Annotated in this window: 15 protein-coding genes; 9 read left to right on the top strand and 6 right to left on the bottom strand. The window is 75.1% G+C overall.

The window, feature by feature from the left end:
• On the bottom strand, nucleotides 1-1,140 hold the full coding sequence (locus GA0070606_RS30575) for a serine hydrolase domain-containing protein (RefSeq protein ID WP_245724882.1): 1,140 nt from the start codon (nucleotides 1,138-1,140) through the stop codon (nucleotides 1-3).
• A 150-nt stretch (nucleotides 1,141-1,290) separates the two neighbouring features.
• Here GA0070606_RS30575 and sigJ point away from each other — a divergent pair, with 150 nt between their 5' ends.
• Both sigJ and GA0070606_RS32800 read left to right on the top strand, forming a co-directional pair.
• Nucleotides 1,291-2,178, top strand: coding sequence for an RNA polymerase sigma factor SigJ (gene sigJ, locus GA0070606_RS30570; RefSeq protein WP_425413076.1), 888 nt, complete (start codon nucleotides 1,291-1,293; stop codon nucleotides 2,176-2,178).
• A gap of 343 nt (nucleotides 2,179-2,521) precedes the next feature.
• Nucleotides 2,522-2,788, top strand: a complete 267-nt coding sequence (locus tag GA0070606_RS32800; RefSeq protein ID WP_176737482.1) for a hypothetical protein — start codon at nucleotides 2,522-2,524, stop codon at nucleotides 2,786-2,788.
• 103 nt (nucleotides 2,789-2,891) lie between these two features.
• Here GA0070606_RS32800 and GA0070606_RS30560 read toward each other — a convergent pair whose 3' ends face one another.
• Nucleotides 2,892-5,783, bottom strand: coding sequence for a DEAD/DEAH box helicase (locus GA0070606_RS30560; RefSeq protein WP_245724881.1), 2,892 nt, complete (start codon nucleotides 5,781-5,783; stop codon nucleotides 2,892-2,894).
• An 86-nt stretch (nucleotides 5,784-5,869) separates the two neighbouring features.
• Here GA0070606_RS30560 and GA0070606_RS30555 point away from each other — a divergent pair, with 86 nt between their 5' ends.
• Both GA0070606_RS30555 and GA0070606_RS30550 read left to right on the top strand, forming a co-directional pair.
• Entirely contained in the window at nucleotides 5,870-6,643 is a 774-nt protein-coding gene (locus GA0070606_RS30555; RefSeq protein ID WP_091108425.1) for an HAD family hydrolase, read from the top strand.
• A 173-nt stretch (nucleotides 6,644-6,816) separates the two neighbouring features.
• On the top strand, nucleotides 6,817-7,527 hold the full coding sequence (locus GA0070606_RS30550) for a TetR/AcrR family transcriptional regulator (protein ID WP_091106722.1): 711 nt from the start codon (nucleotides 6,817-6,819) through the stop codon (nucleotides 7,525-7,527).
• Between the two features lie 19 nt (nucleotides 7,528-7,546).
• Here the strand turns inward: GA0070606_RS30550 and GA0070606_RS30545 are convergent, their stop codons facing one another.
• The gene (locus GA0070606_RS30545) at nucleotides 7,547-8,479 is read right to left on the bottom strand and encodes a diacylglycerol kinase (protein ID WP_425413116.1); all 933 of its coding nucleotides are present in this window, start codon (nucleotides 8,477-8,479) and stop codon (nucleotides 7,547-7,549) included.
• A 227-nt stretch (nucleotides 8,480-8,706) separates the two neighbouring features.
• On the opposite strand from GA0070606_RS30545, the gene lanKC reads away from it, so the two are divergent.
• The 5 genes from lanKC to GA0070606_RS30520 all read left to right on the top strand — a co-directional run bounded on the left by lanKC (nucleotide 8,707) and on the right by GA0070606_RS30520 (nucleotide 16,355).
• On the top strand, nucleotides 8,707-11,301 hold the full coding sequence (gene lanKC, locus GA0070606_RS30540) for a class III lanthionine synthetase LanKC (RefSeq protein WP_245724879.1): 2,595 nt from the start codon (nucleotides 8,707-8,709) through the stop codon (nucleotides 11,299-11,301).
• A gap of 6 nt (nucleotides 11,302-11,307) precedes the next feature.
• Nucleotides 11,308-11,427: a SapB/AmfS family lanthipeptide gene (locus GA0070606_RS30535; protein ID WP_013734295.1), complete on the top strand. Its 120-nt coding sequence runs from the start codon at nucleotides 11,308-11,310 to the stop codon at nucleotides 11,425-11,427.
• A gap of 72 nt (nucleotides 11,428-11,499) precedes the next feature.
• Nucleotides 11,500-13,227 (top strand): ABC transporter ATP-binding protein, encoded by a 1,728-nt coding sequence (locus tag GA0070606_RS30530; RefSeq protein ID WP_091106716.1) that lies wholly within the window; start codon nucleotides 11,500-11,502, stop codon nucleotides 13,225-13,227.
• Entirely contained in the window at nucleotides 13,224-15,008 is a 1,785-nt protein-coding gene (locus tag GA0070606_RS30525) for an ATP-binding cassette domain-containing protein (RefSeq protein ID WP_091106714.1), read from the top strand. The genes GA0070606_RS30530 and GA0070606_RS30525 overlap by 4 nt, the downstream gene beginning before the upstream one ends.
• A gap of 192 nt (nucleotides 15,009-15,200) precedes the next feature.
• The gene (locus tag GA0070606_RS30520; protein WP_091106712.1) at nucleotides 15,201-16,355 is read left to right on the top strand and encodes a right-handed parallel beta-helix repeat-containing protein; all 1,155 of its coding nucleotides are present in this window, start codon (nucleotides 15,201-15,203) and stop codon (nucleotides 16,353-16,355) included.
• A gap of 132 nt (nucleotides 16,356-16,487) precedes the next feature.
• Here the strand turns inward: GA0070606_RS30520 and GA0070606_RS30515 are convergent, their stop codons facing one another.
• The 3 genes from GA0070606_RS30515 to GA0070606_RS30505 form a co-directional block, all read right to left on the bottom strand.
• Nucleotides 16,488-16,931, bottom strand: a complete 444-nt coding sequence (locus GA0070606_RS30515; RefSeq protein WP_091106710.1) for an OsmC family protein — start codon at nucleotides 16,929-16,931, stop codon at nucleotides 16,488-16,490.
• Nucleotides 16,932-17,029: 98 nt separating this feature from the next.
• On the bottom strand, nucleotides 17,030-17,611 hold the full coding sequence (locus tag GA0070606_RS30510; protein ID WP_245724878.1) for a response regulator transcription factor: 582 nt from the start codon (nucleotides 17,609-17,611) through the stop codon (nucleotides 17,030-17,032).
• 156 nt (nucleotides 17,612-17,767) lie between these two features.
• On the bottom strand, nucleotides 17,768-18,373 hold the full coding sequence (locus GA0070606_RS30505) for a response regulator transcription factor (protein ID WP_091106709.1): 606 nt from the start codon (nucleotides 18,371-18,373) through the stop codon (nucleotides 17,768-17,770).
• Nucleotides 18,374-18,482 lie beyond the last annotated feature (109 nt).

Below are 18,482 nucleotides of genomic sequence, written 5' to 3'. Positions count from 1 at the left end.
TCAGGAGGCGGTGGCGGCGCGATGGACGGCGGCGGCGAGCAGGTCGTGCTCGGGGTAGGACCAGCCGAAGCCGAAACGGCGACGGGTGTAGCCGAACGCGATGCCGGTGCGGGGATCGGCGAAGGACTCCGAACCGGCCGAGCCGTCGTGACCGAACGCGTTCGCGCTGAGGAACCCGTACCGCAGGCCCTTGGCCTGGAACCCGAGCGCGTAGTTGCCCTGGTCGCCGCGGACCAGGTCGCTGCCGGCGGAGTGCAGCATGGAGAACTCCCCGATCGTGTCCGGATTGAGCAGCGGACGGCGTCCGTCGATGCCCCATACGGCCGCTGCGTACAGGCCGGCCAGGCCGCGCGCGCTGCCCACCCCACCGGCCGACGCCTGGCCGGACGCGCGGACGACGCGGGTGTTGGCGAAGGCGGCCTGGTCCAGCGGCGGCGTGCTGTTGAGCCCGTAGCCGACGCCGAGGATGCTGTGCGGGCCGGGCAGGTTCGACCAGAACGCGGCCTCCTGCTCCGGCGTTGCCGTCCACCACTGGATCGGGCGGAACCTCTTCTCTTCAGTTGCGGGCAGCCCCAGATAGAGATCCAGCCCGTACGGGGTCCGGATGCGCTCGTCGTAGACCTGCTGCAGCGACCGGCCGGTCACCCGCCGGATCACCTCGTTCACCATGGCGAACGAGACGAACCCGCCATAGCCGTAGGCCGAACCCGGACGCCAGTACGGCCGCTGCCCGGCCAGGCGGCGCGCGATCACCGCATCGTCGGCCAACTCGGCTGCCGACAGCCCGCCGTCGACGCCGATGACGCCGGAGCGGTGAGTCAGCACGTCCCGCAGCGTGATCCCATCCTTGCCGGCCGCGGCGAACTCCGGCCATCGCCGGGCCACCGGCTCGTCGAGATCGAGGACACCCTCCTGCACCAGCAGCGCCACCACCAGCGTCGCGGCGCCCTTGGTGGAGGAGTAGACCCCGGTCAGCGTGTCACCGCTCACCTCGTCCCCGGCCCACAGGTCGACCATCAGCTGACCGTGCGCGTACACGGCCAGCTGCGACCCCGCCTGGCCGTCCTGCTCGGCCACCACCGCGGCGAACGCCTCGCGCACCGGTTCGAAGCCGTCCGCGGCCGTTCCGCGGACATCCATCCTGCCCATCGTCGGCAACCCTTCGTAAGTGAGTGTTGATCGCCGGCATGACGGATGGCCTGAAGCAGAGGTGACCGTGTGCGTTCGCGGTCACCTCTGCCTACTTTGACGCGTCAGCAGTCTGACGTGGCTGAAGCGAGAGGAATGCAAGTGACACCCCAAGACGTTCTGGCCGGCCAGTTCCAGCGGCACCGAGCCCATCTGAAGACGGTCGCCTACCGCATGCTCGGCTCACTGAGCGAGGCCGAGGACGCGGTCCAGGAGGCATGGCTGCGGTTGGCACGTTCGGACTCGGGTGACATCGACAATCTCGGCGGCTGGCTGACGACCGTGGTCGGCCGGGTGTGCCTGGACATGCTGCGCGCCCGCAAGTCCCGGCGCGAGGAGCCGCTGGAGGAGCGCCTGCCCGATCCGTTGATCAGCCGCGCGGGAGCCGCCGACCCGGAGCAGGAGGTGCTGCTGGCCGACTCGGTGGGGCTGGCGCTGCTGGTCGTGCTGGAGTCCCTGACCCCGGCCGAACGGCTGGCGTTCGTGCTCCATGACATGTTCGGTCTACCGTTCGAGCAGATCGCGCCCATCGTGGACCGCACACCCGTGGCAGCGAAGAAACTCGCCAGCCGGGCGCGCCAACGAGTCCGCGGCGCGACCCCGAGCCCTGACCCTGACCTGAGCGGTCAGCGTCGGGTGGTGGACGCGTTCCTGGCCGCCGCGCGTGGCGGCGACTTCGACGCGCTGCTGGCCATCCTCGACCCTGACGTGGTGCTGCGCGCCGACGGCGGCGTGCTCACCGGCGGCATGAAGGTCATCCGCGGTGCCGCGGCCGTGGCCGGACAGGCCGCCACCTTCCAGCGCATGGCCACCAGCGCCACCACCCACCCAGCGCTCGTCAACGGCCTCGCCGGCCTGGTCAACACCATCGACGACCAGCTGATCTCCGTCATGAACTTCACCATCTCCGACAGCAGGATCGTCACGATCGACATCCTGTCCGACCCCGACCGGCTGGCCCGGCTCAACCTGACCCACCTGGCGCCGTGATGCCTGGCGCACGCCGAACAGCGGTGTCACCGGTGCCCTCGATGGCCGTGACGAGGCAGGCGCAGACCGGCTTGCCCCTGGCACCGTGTCAGGCGGCACATTGAAGGCAGGTCTGCCACCTATGTCGGCTCCGGGCCGTACTGCTACGCCAACTCCCTCTCCATGGTCCTGGGCGGCGAGGCACCGCCTCCGGCCGTGCTTGAGGTGCTGACGGGCTCCCCGTATGGAATGCGGCTCATCGGCGGTCGGCTACCACTGTTCGACGCGTTCGGCTGGGACCCCGAGATCGGGGTCGACGCCGCGATCGGCCTGCTCGGCTGGGAGTGCGAGCGCGGAGAAGGCGTTGCGGCGCTCCCTGCCCACCGGGCTGGCCTGGCTGGCAGGACGGAAGGACGCGGAGGTCCCGACGCCCGGCACGCTGGGGCAGGCCGAGGCCGTCGAGCGTACGGCCGAACTGGTGGAGGAAGGGCTGGATCCCAAGATCAGGATGCTGTGGCAGGCGTTCGCGGTGCGGGTGGGTGCCCGCCGCCTCAACGACCTGTCGGCTTGCCTGTCGCTCCTCGGCCTCGACGCGGGCGCGGCCGTCGCCGCGGAGCAGCTCGGTCGGTGAACCAGACGACCGCGCGACGTGCATCGCGCCGGCGCAGTCGTCGGCCGCACCGGTGACGCCGTGGACCGTGGGCAGCCGACGGACCCGATCCGCCGACTGGCGGTCAGGCCGCCGCGTGGTAGGCCAGCACGCCCCGGTTGACCGCGGCGATCGCCTGCCGGGCGGTGGACCTCAGCTCCGTCGAGGCGCCGCCAGAGTCGGCGAGCTGACCGAGCAGGTCGACCACCTGACGGGCCCACCGGACGAAGTCGCCGGCCGGCATTTCCCCGTCGATCTCGTGGCCGCTGCCGAGGACCTTGGCCAGGGCCTCGCCGCGTGCCCACCGGTAGATCGGCCAGGCGAAGCCGAGGTCCGGCTCGCGGGTGACGGCGAGGCCGCGGGCCGCCTCGTCGGCCTCGATCTCGCTCCACAGCTTGAGGGTCTCGTCGACCGCCTCGGCCACCGGGCCGCGCGGCAGCGACGCCCGCTCGTCGACGTCCCGACGGGCCTCGAAGACCACCACCGACACGGCGGCGGCCAGCTCGGCCGGGGAGAGCCCGTCCCACACCCCACGTCGCAGGCACTCGGCGACGAGCAGGTCCGCCTCCGTCCAGATCCGGCCGAGCATCCGGCCGGCGTCGGTCACCGCGCCGTCGGGCGCGAGGTAGCCGCGGGCGGTGAGCAGCGCGACGATCCGGTCGAACGTACGGGCCAGCGAACCGGTCCGCCCGGCCACCCGCTGCCGCAGTTCCTCCGTGTCCTTCTCCAGCCGGCGGCGCCGCTCCGCCCAGCGGGCGTGTTCCTCCCGGTCCGGGCAGGCGTGGCAGGGGTGCCGGCGCAGCTCCGCGCGGAGCTGGCTGAGCCGGTGGTCCTCGCCGACCGCCTGCCGGGACCGGCCGCCCCGGCGACCGCCGTGCCGGTCCAGCCCGGTGCCGCTCACCTCGGCGGCCAGGTCCCGCCGGGCGGCCGGGGAGCGGTGGTTGAAGTGCTTCGGCACCCGGATGCGTGCCAGCACCTCGGCGGGCGTGGTGAAGTCGCCGGGGCTGACCCGCCCGGCCCAGCGGTCCTGGGTGAGCACCAGCGGCCGAGGCTCGCCGAAGCCGCCGGTGGCCGGGTCGAGCACGACCGCCAGGCCGGCCCGCCGGCCCGACGGCACCCGGATCACGTCGCCGACCCGCAGCCGCTCCAGCGAGGCCACCGCCGCGGCCTTGCGCTGGCTCTGCCCCTGCCGGGCGATGGCGCGCTCCCGGTCGGCGATCGCCACCCGCAGCGCGAAGTACTCGTCGAAGTCGCCGTGGTGGCAGGCCGCCTCCGCGCCGTACGCCTCGATGGTCTCGGTGTTGCGCTGCACCTGGCGGGCCAGGCCGACCACCGACCGGTCCGCCTGAAACTGCGCGAACGACGACTCCAGCAGCGCCCGGGCCGGCTCGGCGCCGACCGTGCCGACCAGGTTGACCGCCATGTTGTACGACGGCCGGAAGCTGGACCGCAGCGGGTACGTGCGGGTGGAGGCGAGACCGGCCACGTGCCGGGGGTCGGTCTCCGGGGACCAGACGACGACGGCGTGCCCCTCGACGTCGATGCCCCGCCGGCCGGCGCGGCCGGTGAGCTGCGTGTACTCCCCCGGGGTCAGGTCGACGTGCGCCTCGCCGTTGTACTTGACCAGCCGCTCCAGCACGACGCAGCGGGCCGGCATGTTGATCCCCAGCGCGAGCGTCTCGGTGGCGAAGACCGCCTTGACCAGGCCGCGGACGAACAGCTCCTCCACGACCTCCTTGAACACCGGCAGCATGCCGGCGTGGTGGGCGGCCAGGCCGCGCTCCAGCCCGTCGAGCCACTCCCAGTAGCCGAGCACCGACAGGTCCTCGCCGGGGATGGCGGTGACCCGGGACTCGACGACCCGGCGGATCTCCGCCCGCTCCTCCGGCGAGGTGAGCCGCAGGCCGGCGGCGAGGCACTGCTGCACGGCGGCGGCGCAGCCGGCGCGGCTGAAGATGAACAGGATCGCCGGGAGCAGGCCCTCCCGGTCGAGCCGGTCGACGATGTCGGGGCGCATCGGGCCGCGCCAGCGCGGCCCGCGCCGACCGCCACCCGGGCCGGCGCTGCGCCCCTCGCCCAGCTCCAGTCGGCGCATCGTGTCGCGCGTGTAGCGCAGCAGCTCGGGGTGCACGTCGTGCTTGCGGGCCGCGTCGGCGTCGTGGAACAGGTCGAACATCCGCCTGCCCACCAGCATGTGCTGCCACAGCGGCACCGGCCGGTGCTCGCTGACCACCACGGCGGTCTCGCCGCGCACGGTGACCAGCCAGTCGGCGAACTCCTCGGCGTTGGACACCGTCGCCGACAGGGAGACCAGGGTGACCGAGGCGGGCAGGTGGATGATCACCTCTTCCCACACCCCGCCGCGGAACCGGTCGGCGAGGTAGTGCACCTCGTCCATCACCACGTACGCCAGGCCCTCCAGGGTGGCCGAGCCGGCGTAGAGCATGTTGCGCAGCACCTCGGTGGTCATCACCACCACGGGGGCGTCGCCGTTGATGGCGTTGTCGCCGGTGAGCAGCCCGACCTGCTCGGCGCCGTAGCGGTCGACCAGGTCGTGGTACTTCTGGTTCGACAGCGCCTTGATCGGCGTGGTGTAGAAGCACTTGCGCCGCCGGGGCGCGGCCGGGGACGGGGCTACCTCCCCGCCGGCCGCCGGCACCACCTCGTCGTCCGCGCCGGGACCGTTGGCGGTCGTGGGCACGCGGGCAGCGGTGGCGTCGGCGGACGCGCGGGCAGCGGTGGCGGGCGCGCCGCGCAGCGCCAGGTGCACGGCGAACTCGCCGACGACGGTCTTGCCGGCGCCGGTGGGGGCGCAGACCAGCACCCCGCTGCCCCGCTCCAGCGCCTGGCACGCCTCCCGCTGGAAGTCGTCGAGATCGAACCCCAGGTCAAGGGCGAACTCGTCCAGCGCCGGGAACTGTGAGGCCTGCGCGGCCCGGCGGCGCGCCGCGGCGTACCGCTCGGCGGGGCTCGACATGTCTCCAAGATTAATGCGTGCCGCCGGTGACCACGCGACAAGGCCAACCGACAGCCGGGTCGGAGGCGGTCGGTAGGGTGCACGACGTGCCGGACCACGCCGAACCGCCCCACGCCCCACCCGGCGCCGACGACGCCGTCGGCCCCGGCCCGTCCCGCCGCCCGGTGGAGGCGGTCCTGTTCGACTTCCACGGCACGCTGGCCCAGGTGGAGGAGCCGCGCGAGTGGGTGCTCGCCGCCGCCGCCTCCTGCGGGGTGACCCTGGAGCGGATGCGCGCGACCGCGCTCGCCGACCGGCTCCTGACGGCGGGCCGGGCGGGCGGTCCGCTGCCGGCCCGCGTGCCGCCCCGGCTGGCCGAGCTGTGGGCCGACCGGGATCTCTACCCGCACGCCCACCGGGGCGCCTACACGGGGCTGGCCGAGACCGTCGACGCCGGCATCGAGGGCTTCGCCGAGGCGCTCTACGAGCGGGTGCTGGTGCCCGAGGGCTGGGTGCCGTACCCGGACACCGCGCCGACGCTGGCCGCCCTGCGCGCCGCGGGCGTCCCGGTGGCCGTGGTCAGCAACATCGGCTTCGACATCCGGCCGATCTTCGCGGCGTGGGGGCTGGCCGACCTGGTCGACGCCTTCACCCTGTCGTACGAGGTCGGGCGCTGCAAGCCGGACCCGGGGATCTTCCTGCGCGCCTGCGGAATGCTCGGCGTCGACCCGGAGCGCGCGCTGATGGTGGGCGACACGCCGGCCGACGCGGGGGCGGTCGCGGCCGGCTGCGGGGTGCTGGTGCTGCCGGCCGCCGAGGCGGGGCGGCCGAACGGCCTGGGCACCGTGCTGGACGTGGCCGGCGTCGACCAGCGGCGCTGACGGCGGGGCGACAGCGACGCTCCACCCAGGGCTGGAGCGCCCCTGCACGCAGGGCGACAACGACGCTGGCGGCGGGATGAAAGCGGCACTGACCACGGGTTTAGCGGCGTTAACGCGCGGACGACAGCGGCGCTAGCCGGCGTCGATAACATGAGGGCGTTATCGTCGCTGTCATGATCACCGAGACGTCGCCCCGGGACCGGATCGTCCGCGCCGCCGCCGCGCTGCTCGCCGAGGGCGGCCGGGAGGCGGTCTCCACCCGCGCGGTGAGCCGGGCGGCGGGCGTGCAGGCGCCGACCATCTACCGGCAGTTCGGTGACATGCGCGGCCTGCTGGACGCGGCGGCCAGCTACGGGTTCGCCGCGTACCTGCACGCCGAGGCGTCCCGGGACCTCGCCGGCGACCCGGTCGACGACCTGCGCCGGGGCTGGGACGTGCACGTCGGCTTCGGCGTGGCCAACCCCGCCTTCCACGCCCTCATGTACGGCGACCCGCGCCCCGGCGAGACGCCGACCGCCGCCCGGGTCGCGGCCGACATCCTGCGTCAGCTCGTGCACCGGGTGGCCGAGGCGGGCCGGCTGCGGGCAAGCGTCGACGAGGCCACGGAGATGCTGCACGCCGCCGCCTGCGGGGTCACCCTCGCCCTGATCCGCACGCCGCCGCCGCGGCGCGATCCCGCCCTGTCGGACCGCACCCGGGAAGCGGTGCTCGCCGCGCTGGTCACCGACTCCCCCGCCGCCCGCGCGACCTCCCGCGCCGGCAACCCGGTGCGGTACGCGGTGGCGCTGCGCGCCGCCCTCGACGAGCTCGCCACCGACCTCACCCCGGCCGAACGCGCCCTCCTCGCGGAGTGGCTGGACCGCATCGTCCGCGCCGCCGCCTGACTCCCCCGGGGGCCGGGGATCAGCGCAGCAGGAGGACGGCGCCCGGGACGGCGGTGACGGTCACCGGCAGGGGCAGCGACCGCTCGCCGTCGGCGTACGTGGTGATGCCCTCGGCGCTCAGCTCGACCGTGCGGGCACGGTGGCTGCGCACCAGCGGATGCGTCACGTGGGTGCCGCGATAGATGCGCGGCTTGACCCGCATCAGGGTGCGCCGGTCGAACCGGCCGCCCACCACCACGTCGAGCAGCCCGTCGGTCGGATCGGCGTCGGGGCAGATCCGCATCCCGCCGCCGTAGCTGGCGCAGTTGCCCACCGCCACCAGCACGGCGTCCACCTCGTGCGCCACCCCGTCGAGCCGCAGCGTGTAGCGGCGCGGGCGCAGCCGGGCCAGCTCCACCAGGATCGCCAGATCGTAGCGGCGCGGGCCGCGCGGCCAGCGCATCAGATTGGCCCGCTCGTTGACGATCGCGTCGAAGCCGGCCGCGAGCACCGCGCCGTACCAGCGGTGCGTGCCGTCGACGCCCGTCAGCCGCGCCAGGTCCACCGGCCGGGCGCGGCCGTCGCGCAACGCCGCCGCGATCACGTCGACGGCGGCGAGGGGGTCGGCCGGGAAGCCGGTGTCGACCGCGAAGTCGTTGCCCGTGCCGGCCGGCACCGGGCCGAACGGCACCGTCGTGCCGGCGACCGCCTGCAACGCGCGGTGCACCGTGCCGTCGCCGCCCACCGCGACCAGGGCGGACGCGCCGTCGGCGACCGCCGCGCGGCAGGCCGCCTCGGCCTCGTCGGCGCTGTGCGCGTGCAGCAGGCGCACCGGTCGGCCGGCGGTCGCGAGCCGGCGCAGAAGCTGCGGCAGGAGCCCTCGGTGCCGGCCCCGTCCCGCCGTCGGGTTGGCCAGCACGGCGACGGGCCCGCCGGCGGCGCAGGGGTGATCGTCTGCGGTCACGGCGAGCACCGTACCGCCACCGACCAGGGTGCCCGCACCGCCCGGCCCGGGCAGGGCGGCGGGGCCCGGCACGGCGGGCGTCCGTCCCGGTACGCCTGACATTTGTCACGGCGGCCCGTGCGGCACGCATCCATCGTCATGACTGATCACACTGGAGCCGCCATGGGCCGAACGGACAGACTCGTATCCGTCAGCAGGGCCGAGGGCTCGACCGAACAGCGGAAGGAGTGGTCACGGTGGACGATCGCTACGACAGCTACTGCGCCGCCGACCGGCTGTTCTACGACTCGCTCGGCAACGCGGTGGAGCAGCCCACCTTCGCGGCGGCCCGACGGCCCGTGCCCGAGGGCTGGCGCTCCGAGCCGCTCGACGACTGGCTGATCTACGCCCCCGAGGGCGGCTCGCTGCCGCAGCAGGGCTGGAAGATCCACGTCTCGGCGACGCTGGCGAACGCCGACCGGGTACTGGAGACGGTCTGGGACTACTGCGTCCCGCGCGGGCTGTCGTTCAAGTTCCTCCGCGGCCCCCGCACCCTGCTGCTGCGCAACTCCAAGTACGCCTCCCGGGCGGCCAGCGGCAAGTTCGTCACCGTCTACCCCCGCGACGACGCCGAGCTGGAGCTGGTCTGCAAGGAGCTCGACGAGCTGCTCGCCGGCGAGCCCGGCCCGTACATCCTCAGCGACCTGCGTCACGGCGCCGGCCCGGTGCACGTGCGCTACGGCGGCTTCGCCGCCCGCTTCTGCCACTCCCCCGACGGCCAGGTGGTCCCCGCGATCGAGGACGACAGCGGCACCCTGGTGCCCGACCGCCGCGATCCCGTCTTCCACGTGCCGTCCTGGGTGACGCTGCCCGACTTCCTCGGCCCGCACCTGGCCGCCCGCAACGCCACCAGCACCGACGAGGTGCCGTACCGCATCGAGAAGGTCATCCACTTCTCCAACGGCGGCGGCCTCTACGTGGGCCGGGACGTGCGCACCGACACGCAGGTGGTGCTGAAGGAGGCCCGCCCGCACGCCGGCCTGGACGCCGACGGCGCCGACGCGGTCGCCCGGCTGGCCCGCGAGGCCGAGGCGCTGCGCCGGCTCGCCGACCTGCCGCAGGTGCCCCGGGTGCACGACGAGTTCACCCTCGGCGAGCACCGGTTCCTCGCGCTGGAGTTCATCGAGGGCCGCGCGCTCAACAAGGTCCTCGTCGACAGGTATCCGCTGATCGACGCCGACGCCACGGACGCCGACCGCGCCGACTACACCCGGTGGGCGCTGGACGTCCACCGGCAGGTCGAACAGGTCGTCACGGCGATCCACGAGCGGGGCCTCGTCTACGGCGACCTGCACCTGTTCAACGTCATGGTGCGCCCGGACGACCGGATCGCGCTGGTGGACTTCGAGGTCGCCGCCCCGATCGACGGGCACCGCCGGCCCGGCCTGCGCAACCAGGGCTTCGCCGCGCCCCGGGACCGCACGGGTCCCGCCGTCGACCGCTACGCCCTGGCCTGCCTGCGGCTCGCGCTGTTCCTGCCGCTGACCCAGCTGGTGCGGCTGGCGCCGGCAAAGGCCGCGCACCTCGCCGACGTGATCGCCACCCACTTCCCGGTGCCGAGGGAGCTCCTCGACGCCGCCGTGGCCGAGATCACCGGCGAACCGACCGAGGACCCGGCCCCCGACCTCACCGTCGACGTCGGCCCGGAGCACCGCGACCGGCTCGCCCGGGCGATCCTGGCCAGCGCGACGCCCGGCCGGGACGACCGGCTCTTCCCCGGCGACATCGAGCAGTTCCGCAGCGGCGGGCTCAACCTCGCCCACGGTGCCGCCGGCGTCCTGTACGCCCTGCACGTCAGCGGCGCCGGACGCTGGCCGGAACACGAGCGGTGGCTGGTCCGCCGGGCCACGTCGCCCGCCGCCGGCACCCGGTGCGGCTTCTACGACGGCCTGCACGGCGTCGCGTACGCCCTGGAGTCGCTCGGCCGCCGGCAGGACGCCCTCGACGTGCTCGACATCTGCCTGCGCCAGCCGCTGGACGGCCTGGACCACAGCCTCTCGGGTGGCCTGTCCGGGATCGCGCTCAACCTGGCCGAGCTGGCCGGTCGCACCGGCGAGACGGCCCTGCGCGACGCGGCCTGGCGGGCCGCCGAGCGGGTGATCGAGCAGCTCGCCGACGATCCGGGGCCCGAGGTCAGCGGCGGCAGGCACCCGTACGCCGGGTTGCTGCGCGGCCGGACCGGGCCGGCGCTGCTGCTGGTGCGGCTGCACGAGCTGACCGGCGAGCGGTCCCTGCTGGAGCACGCCGCGACCGCCCTGCGGCAGGACCTGCGCCGCTGCGTGGTACGCCCCGACGGCGCACTGGAGGTCAACGAGGGCTGGCGCACCATGCCCTACCTGGGGCAGGGCAGCGTCGGCATCGGGCTCGTGCTCGACCAGTACCTGCGGCACCAGGCCGACGAGCGGTTCGCCGAGGCCAGCGCCGGCGTGCGCCGCGCCGCCCGGTCCCCGTTCTACGCGCAGTCGGGCCTGTTCGCCGGGCGGGCGGGCATCGTCACCTACCTCGCGGCGTACCCCGACGATCCGGGGCTGCGGCGGGAGCTGGCGACGCAGGTGCGGCGCCTGGCCTGGCACGCCCTGCCCTACGCCGACGGGACCGCGTTCCCCGGCGAGCAGCTGCTGCGGCTGTCCATGGACCTCGGCACCGGCACCGCCGGCGTGCTGCTGGCGCTGGCCGCCGCGCGGCACGACGCGCCGGTGGCCCTGCCGTTCCTCGCGCCCCTGTCGGGCGCCACCGACTCCCTCGCCGATGCGAGGGCGACCGACCCGACCGACCAGCACGGAAGGAGGTGACACGACATGGCGCTTCTGGACCTTCAGGGCCTGGAGATGGCCCCCGCCGACCGCACCGGCGGCGGCAGCCGGGCGAGCCTGCTGCTCTGCGGCGACAGCTCGCTGTCCGTCACGACCTGCAACTGATCAGGTCACCACGCGAGGCCCTGGGCGGGTAGACGTACCCGCCCAGGGCCGCACGTCCTGGTGGGAGGTCCGATGCGGACGTTGACCGGCTCCGACCGGCTGCTGCGCCGGGTGGTCCGCGACGGCGGCGGTTGGACGGTCCTGCTCGGGGCGGTCGCGCTCACCGGCGCGGCCGCCGAACTGGCGCTCCCCGCCACCCTCGGGCTCGCCGTCGACGCCGCCGTCGGCGGGCACGGCTCCTGGTGGCCGGCCGCCGCCTGCGGCCTGGTCGCCGTCCTCATGGTCACCGACGTCCTCGCCGACCTCGCCGGCGGCTACGGTGCCGCCCGGGCCACCGCGCTGCTGCGCCGGCGACTGCTGCGCCACCTGTTCGCCTCCGACGTGCGCACCGTCCGCCGCTACCCGGTGGGCGACCTGGTGGGCCGGCTCGTCGGCCAGGCCGCCGACGCCGGGCAGGCCGGCACCGCCGTGACGCTGGGCGTGGTCGCGCTGCTTCCGCCCGTCGGCAGCGTCGTGGCGCTCACCCTGATCGAGCCGCTGCTCGGCGCCACCCTGCTCGGCGGGCTGGCGCTGCTCGCGGTGCTCATGCGCGCCTTCGTCACCGACGCCTCCGCCGCCGTCGGGGGGTACCAGCGGGTGCTGGGCGTCATCGCCGGCCGGTTGCTGGAGGCGCTCGGCGGCGCCCGCACCATCGCCGCCGCCGCCACCGTCGACCGGGAACGCGACCGGGTGCTGGCGGCACTGCCGGAGCTGCGCGGGTACGGCCTGCTCGGTTGGCGGCTGCTGGCCCGGGCCAGCGCCCGCACCGCCGCCGTCGGCCCGCTGCTCCAGGTGGCCGTCGTGGCCGTTGGCGGGTACGCGCTCACCGCCGGCTGGCTCACCCCCGGTCAACTGGTCGCCGCCGTGCAGTACGCCGCCCTCGGCGCCGGGCTCGGCGCGGTGCTGGCCACCCTCAACCGGCTGGTCCGCGCCCGCGCGGCGGCCGGCCGGATCGCGGAACCCCTGGCCCACCCGGCACGCCCGGACGGGGCGGACACGCTGCCGCCCGGCCGAGGCGAGCTGCGGCTGCGCGGCGTCGGCGTGCGCGCCGAGGACGGGCGGCCGGTCCTGGCCGGGATCGACCTGGCCGTTCCCGCCGGCGCCACGGTCGCCGTCGTCGGGCGCTCCGGCGCCGGCAAGTCGACCCTCGCCGCCGTCGCGGGTCGGCTGCACGACCCGGACGCCGGCGAGGTGCTGCTCGACGGGGTGCCGCTGCGCCGGTTGAGCCGGTCCGCGCTGCGCACGGCCGTCGGGCACGCCTTCGACAGGCCGGTGCTGGTCGGCGAGACGGTGCACGACGCGATCGGCCTGGCCCTGCCCGACGGCTCGGCGCGCCCGCCCGCCGACGGCGCGCCGGCCACCGCGCCGGTGCTGGCCGTGGCCCGGGCGGCGCAGGTCGCCGACGTCGTCGCCCGCCTGCCCGAGGGCTTCCGCACCCGGCTGGCGGACGCGCCGCTGTCCGGGGGCGAGGCGCAGCGGCTGGGGCTGGCCCGCGCGTTCCCCGCCGAACGGCTGCTGATCCTGGACGACGCCACGTCCAGCCTGGACACCGCCACCGAGCACCGGATCGCCCGGGCGGTGGCCGACGGAGCCGGCGGCCGTACCCGCCTCGTGGTGACCCACCGCGCGACGACGGCCGCCGCCGCCGACCTGGTCGCCTGGCTCGACGGCGGCCGGCTGCGGGCCGTGGCGCCGCACCGGCGGCTGTGGGCCGACCCGGACTACCGGGCCGTCTTCGCGCCAGGTGGTGACGACCGGTGAGCGGCGTACGCGGCACGACCTGGGCGGCGCTGCGCGCCCGCCGCCGCGAGCTGGGCCGGCTCGCCGCCTGGTCGTTGGTCGAGTCCCTGCCGGCGCTGCTCAGCGGGCTGCTGGTGGCCCGCGCGGTCGACCGGGGCTTCCTGGCCGGCCAGTTCGCCACCGGCCTGGCCTGGCTGGCCGGGCTCGGCGCGGCCGTGCTGGTCGGCGCGGCCGCCACCGGGCAGGTCTACCGCAGCCTCGGCGCCGTGGTCGAGCCGTTCCGCGACGAGCTGGCCGCCCGGGTGGTGCACGCCGCGCTGCACGACGCCACCCGGGCCGGCGGCCGGCCGGACAGCGCCGCCGTGGCCCGGCTGACCCACCAGGCGGAGGTCGTCCGGGACACCTTCGGCGGGCTGCTGCTGGTGGTCCGGGGGTTCCTGTTCACCGCCGGCGCGGCCCTGCTCGGCCTGCTCGCCCTGGCGCCGCCGCTGGCGGGTGCGGTGGCCGCGCCGCTGGTGGTCGGGTTGGCGGTCTTCGCGGCGGCGCTGCCGGCGATGGTGGCGCACCAGCGGGCCCAGGTGACCGCCGGCGAGGAACTCGGCCGGGCGGCGGCGACCGCGCTGACCGGGCACCGCGACGTGGTCGCCTGCGGCGCACAGGACCGGGTTGCGGCCGGCGTCGACCGGCGGGTCGGCGCGCAGGCCGACGCCGAGCGGACCCTCGCACGGATGGCGGCGCTGCGCAGCCTCAGCCTCGGGCTGGGCGGCTGGCTGCCGGTGGTGGTGCTGCTGCTCGCCGCGCCGTGGCTGGTGCGGCAGGGGCTCAGCACCGGCGCCGTGCTGGGCGCGTTGGTCTACGTCACCACCGGCCTGCAACCCGCCCTGCACGCCGTCGTGCAGGGCGTGGGCGGCGGCGGGCTGCGCTACGCCGTCACCCTGGACCGGATCCTGCGCACCTGCCCGCCGCCCGGGGACGGCGATCGGCCCGACCCGGCGGCGCCCCACCCGCCCGCCGTGCCCGGCCCGGTGTCGCGCCCCGGCGCGTCCGCGGCCGCCCCGCCGGCGGTGCGGCTGCGCGGGCTGACCTTCCGGTACGGCCCGCACGCCCGGCCCGTGCTGGCCGGCTTCACCCTGACCGTGGCCGACGGCGAGCACCTGGCCGTCGTGGGGCCCAGCGGCGCCGGCAAGTCCACCCTGGCCGCCCTGGTCGCCGGGCTGGCGCGGCCGGAGTCCGGCACGGTACTCCTCGGCGACACGCCCGTGGCCGCCGCCTCGCCCACGACCCTGGCGCGGCTGCGGGTGCTGGTGCCGCAGGAGGCGTACGTGCGCAGCGGCACCGTCGGCGACAACCTGCGCTACCTGCGCCCGGAGGCCGACGACGCGACCGTGGCGGCGGCCGTGGACGCCCTCGGAGCCGGTCCCCTCGTGACCCGCCTCGGCGGTCTCGCCGCCGAGATCGACCCCGGTGCGCTGTCCGCCGGGGAACGGCAGCTCGTCGCCGCCGTCCGGGCCTACCTCGCCCCGGCGCCGCTGGTGATCCTCGACGAGGCCACGTGCCACCTGGACCCGACGCTGGAGGCGACCGTCGAGGACGCCTTCGCCCGCCGCCCCGGCACGCTGGTGGTCGTCGCCCACCGGATCAGCTCGGCGACCCGGGCCCGCCGGATCCTGGTCCTCGACGGCGACCGGCCCCTCGTCGGCACCCACGACGAGCTGCTCGGCCGCTCCCCCACCTACCGGGAGCTGGTGGGCCACTGGCAGGACGCGGCGACACCGCCACGGGTGCCTCTCGCCCACGCGTGACCGACCGCCCGACCCGCGTTGCCCGCCGGCAGCCGGGTCGAACCCGTGCCCCGAACCGCCCGGCGGCCCCGGCCGCTGCGACGTCGCGGCGCATCCGACGAGGCCGCGTATGGCATCATCACAGGACGATCAAGATCGATGATGACCGTTCCTTCCGGATGGTCGGCGCGTCGCACACGGGGAGGATCGTCCATGAGAAGCCTCAAGCACCTGCTCGCGGCGGCACTGATCGGGCTGTCGTCGGTCGTCGTGGTCGCGTCGGCCGCCGCTGCCGAGGGCGTGCAGACCATCTACATGAACGCGTCCGGCGACGACGCGCGCGACGGCGCGACACCCGGCTCCGCCGTCCGCAGCCTCGCCCGGGTGCAGCAGCTCGTCGCCGCCGGCCCGCTCGACACGGACGTCGAGGTACGCATCCACGCCGGCACGTACGTGGCACAGGGGATCGTCTGGCAGACCTACCGGCCGGGGCACACGATCACGTTCATGCCGGACGACTACGAGTACGGTGAGGGCCGTGACGGTATCGCGGCGCTGCCGGTGTTCCAGAACGCGCGCGCCAGCGGATCGGGACGCTACATCACCGGGCCGTGGTTCTACGCCTGTCCCGGCAACCCGGGCCAGCCGCTCGCCGGCGGCGGCACGGCCGGGCTGCGGTTCTACTACCTGCAGGTGGAGCACTACGCCAGCTCGGCCCTCTCGCTGGACGGTTCCGCGGGCTCGTGCGGCGGCGGCTACCAGCCGTCCTCGGCGCCGGGGCTGCCGTCGGCCCGAGGGCTCAACGGCAACACCGCCTTCGGGATGCGGTTCACGAAGATCGGCAACGCCTACACCGGCGGCTCGTGCGACGACCCCGACTTCCTGCGGTGCGGGTACGGCGGGATCGTGCTGACCGAGTCGTCCGACAACCGCATCGAGAACAACCACTTCGTCGACCTGCGCAACTCCGAGAACAGCTACATCCACGCCGTATACGTGACGCACAAGAGTTCCCGCAACCGGTTCGCGGGCAACCAGGTGACCGGCGTGAGCAGCGAACCGATCAAGGTGCGTGACGGCAGCAACTTCAACACGTTCGAGCAGAACGTGTTCGGCGCCAACGGGTTCCTGCGGGCCTCGCCGTCCATGGTCCACTACCGGGAGGAGGTGAACGAGGCCGGCAACGAGTGCTCGTCGTACCACAACCGGTTCGTCGGCAACGACCTCGGCACATACCTGATCGGCAGCACCGCCAACCTGCCGGTGTGGCTGCTCACCCCGCCGGGCCCGACGTACAAGGGCGCCGCGGCATGCCCGGCCCTGCCGGCCGGCGAGGTGCGCCTGACCACGGCGAACAACGCCTACTGAACGTCGCCTCCACCGCGCCGACGGACCGGCGCGGCGTCGGACCGCCGACGCCGCGCGGCTGCCGGTCGGGGCCGGCGACGACACTCGCCGCGGCCCACCGGCCACGCAGGAGCGGGTGACGCCCGCGGGACGTCAGTCTCCGGTGGAGCCGGCAGCCTCGACGATCGAGACGGGAGTGCCGAGTTCGACGGTACGGGAGACGGTGCAGAGCCGGTCGTGCGACTGCTGCAGCGATCGAGGCAGCGCCTCACGAGCCCGGTCGCCGTCCGCGCCCTCCGGGAACGTCACGGTGAACCGCGCCTCGATGTTCGACATCCGGTTCGCCCCGGCCTCGTCCCGGATCTTGTCGCCGGTGACCTCGACGGAGAACCGGATCGGCTCGGCGCGGCGGCTCGTGATGAGGTCCACGTCGATCGCCGTGCAGCCGCCGATGGCCGCCAGAAGCAGTTCCACCGGCGTGAAGCTGGCGTCCTCGCCGGCGCCCATCGACAACGATCCGCCGCGGACGTTCCGCACGACGTACTGCCCGACGCTGGTGCGCTCGATCTCCACCGAGCGGAAGCTGTCCGCACTCATGACGGCACGCTACCCAGGCGCTCCCGCCCTCGGGACACCGGCCTCGACCTCGCCACGGCGCCGGACGCCCCGACCCGCCTCCGTCGCGCCTGTCGCCGTCAGATCCAGCCGGCCTCGCGGGCGACCCGCACCGCCTCCACCCTGGTCCGCGCGCCCGCCTTGCGGGCGATCCGCCCGAGGTGGTTGCGCACCGTGCCCGGGGCGAGCCCGAGCGCCCGGGCGACCTCCACGACCGGCGCCCCCGCGGCGGTCAGGTCGAGGATCTCCGTCTCCCGGGTCGTCAGCGGGCTGTCCCGGTTCAGCGCCGCCATCACCAGGTCGGCGTCGATCACCGACTCCCGTCGGGCCAACCGCCGGATCCCGTCCACCACCCGATGCGGGGCGACGTCGTTGCCGAGGATGCCGACGGTCCGCCCGGGTGCCAGGACCCGGTGCAGCCGGCGCGCGCGGCGCCGGTCGGCGAGCACCAGCAGGGGGCACTGCCCCGCCACACCGGCCTCGTCGACGAGGTCGAGGTCGACGACCGCCACGTCGGGACGCTGCGCCCGGACCGCTGGCGGGAGGTCGTCACCCCGATCCAGCTCGGCCACCACGCTGATGTCCTCCTCGGCGGCGAGGACGAGCGAAAGCGCGCCACGGACCAGGGCGCCGTCGAGGGCGAGCAGGGCACGGATCACCATTGACCTTCCCGAGCGTCGTCGAGCGGATCACGGACCGTCCGCATTCAAACACGTACCGATCGGTATCGCTCGGTGAGCGGGCGCCGGCCGTCCACCCTGGACGCGGGGCGGGCGCGGGCCGGGCGGAACCGCCGCCCCGCCCGCGCCCCGGACGAACTACATCCACCCGTCGCGGCGGGCGCGCCAGACCGCCTCCATGCGGTTGCGGGCGCCCGTCTTGCGCATGATCGCCGACAGGTGGTTGCGCACGGTCCCGTGCGCCAGGAAGAGGCGGCGGGCGATCTCCTTGAGCGGCAGGCCCTCGGCGGCCACCCGCAGCACCTCCACCTCCCGGCGGGTCAGCGGGCTTGACGGGGGACGCAGCGCGGTCACGGCGGCCTCCGCGTCGATGACCTTGCCGCCGGCGGCGAGTTCCCGGACGGCCCCGACCAGCGCCTCCAGCGGCGCGTCCTTGCCGACCAGGCCCCGCACGCCGGCGGCCAGCAGGTCACCGACCACCGCCGGGCTCCACCGGCGCCCCATCGCCAGCACGGCCGTGTCGGGCACCGCCTCGGTGATCTCGGCGACCACCTCCACCGGCTGCGGCACGTCCGACGCCAGGTCCACCAGCACCACGTCGGGCCGGTGCCGGCGCACCACGGCGGCCAGTTCCGCCGTTCCGGTCACCTCCGCGACGACCTCGATCTCCTGCTCACCCGACAGCGCCGCGCACAGCGCGGTGCGCAGCAGGCGCATCTCCTCAGCGACGACAACGCGGATCAACGCGTGGCTCCGATCTGGGATACGCGGCCAGTCGGGTCCCCTTGACGGGACTGCGCGGGCCGGCCGCGTGGGACGGACGGGGTCGTGCCCGAGCCGCGTCGCCTGTCGT

This window comes from Micromonospora citrea (assembly GCF_900090315.1).
GTDB lineage: Bacteria > Actinomycetota > Actinomycetes > Mycobacteriales > Micromonosporaceae > Micromonospora > Micromonospora citrea.
Note: the sequence above shows the minus strand (reverse complement) of the source record. Positions and strands in the feature narration are given on the sequence as shown.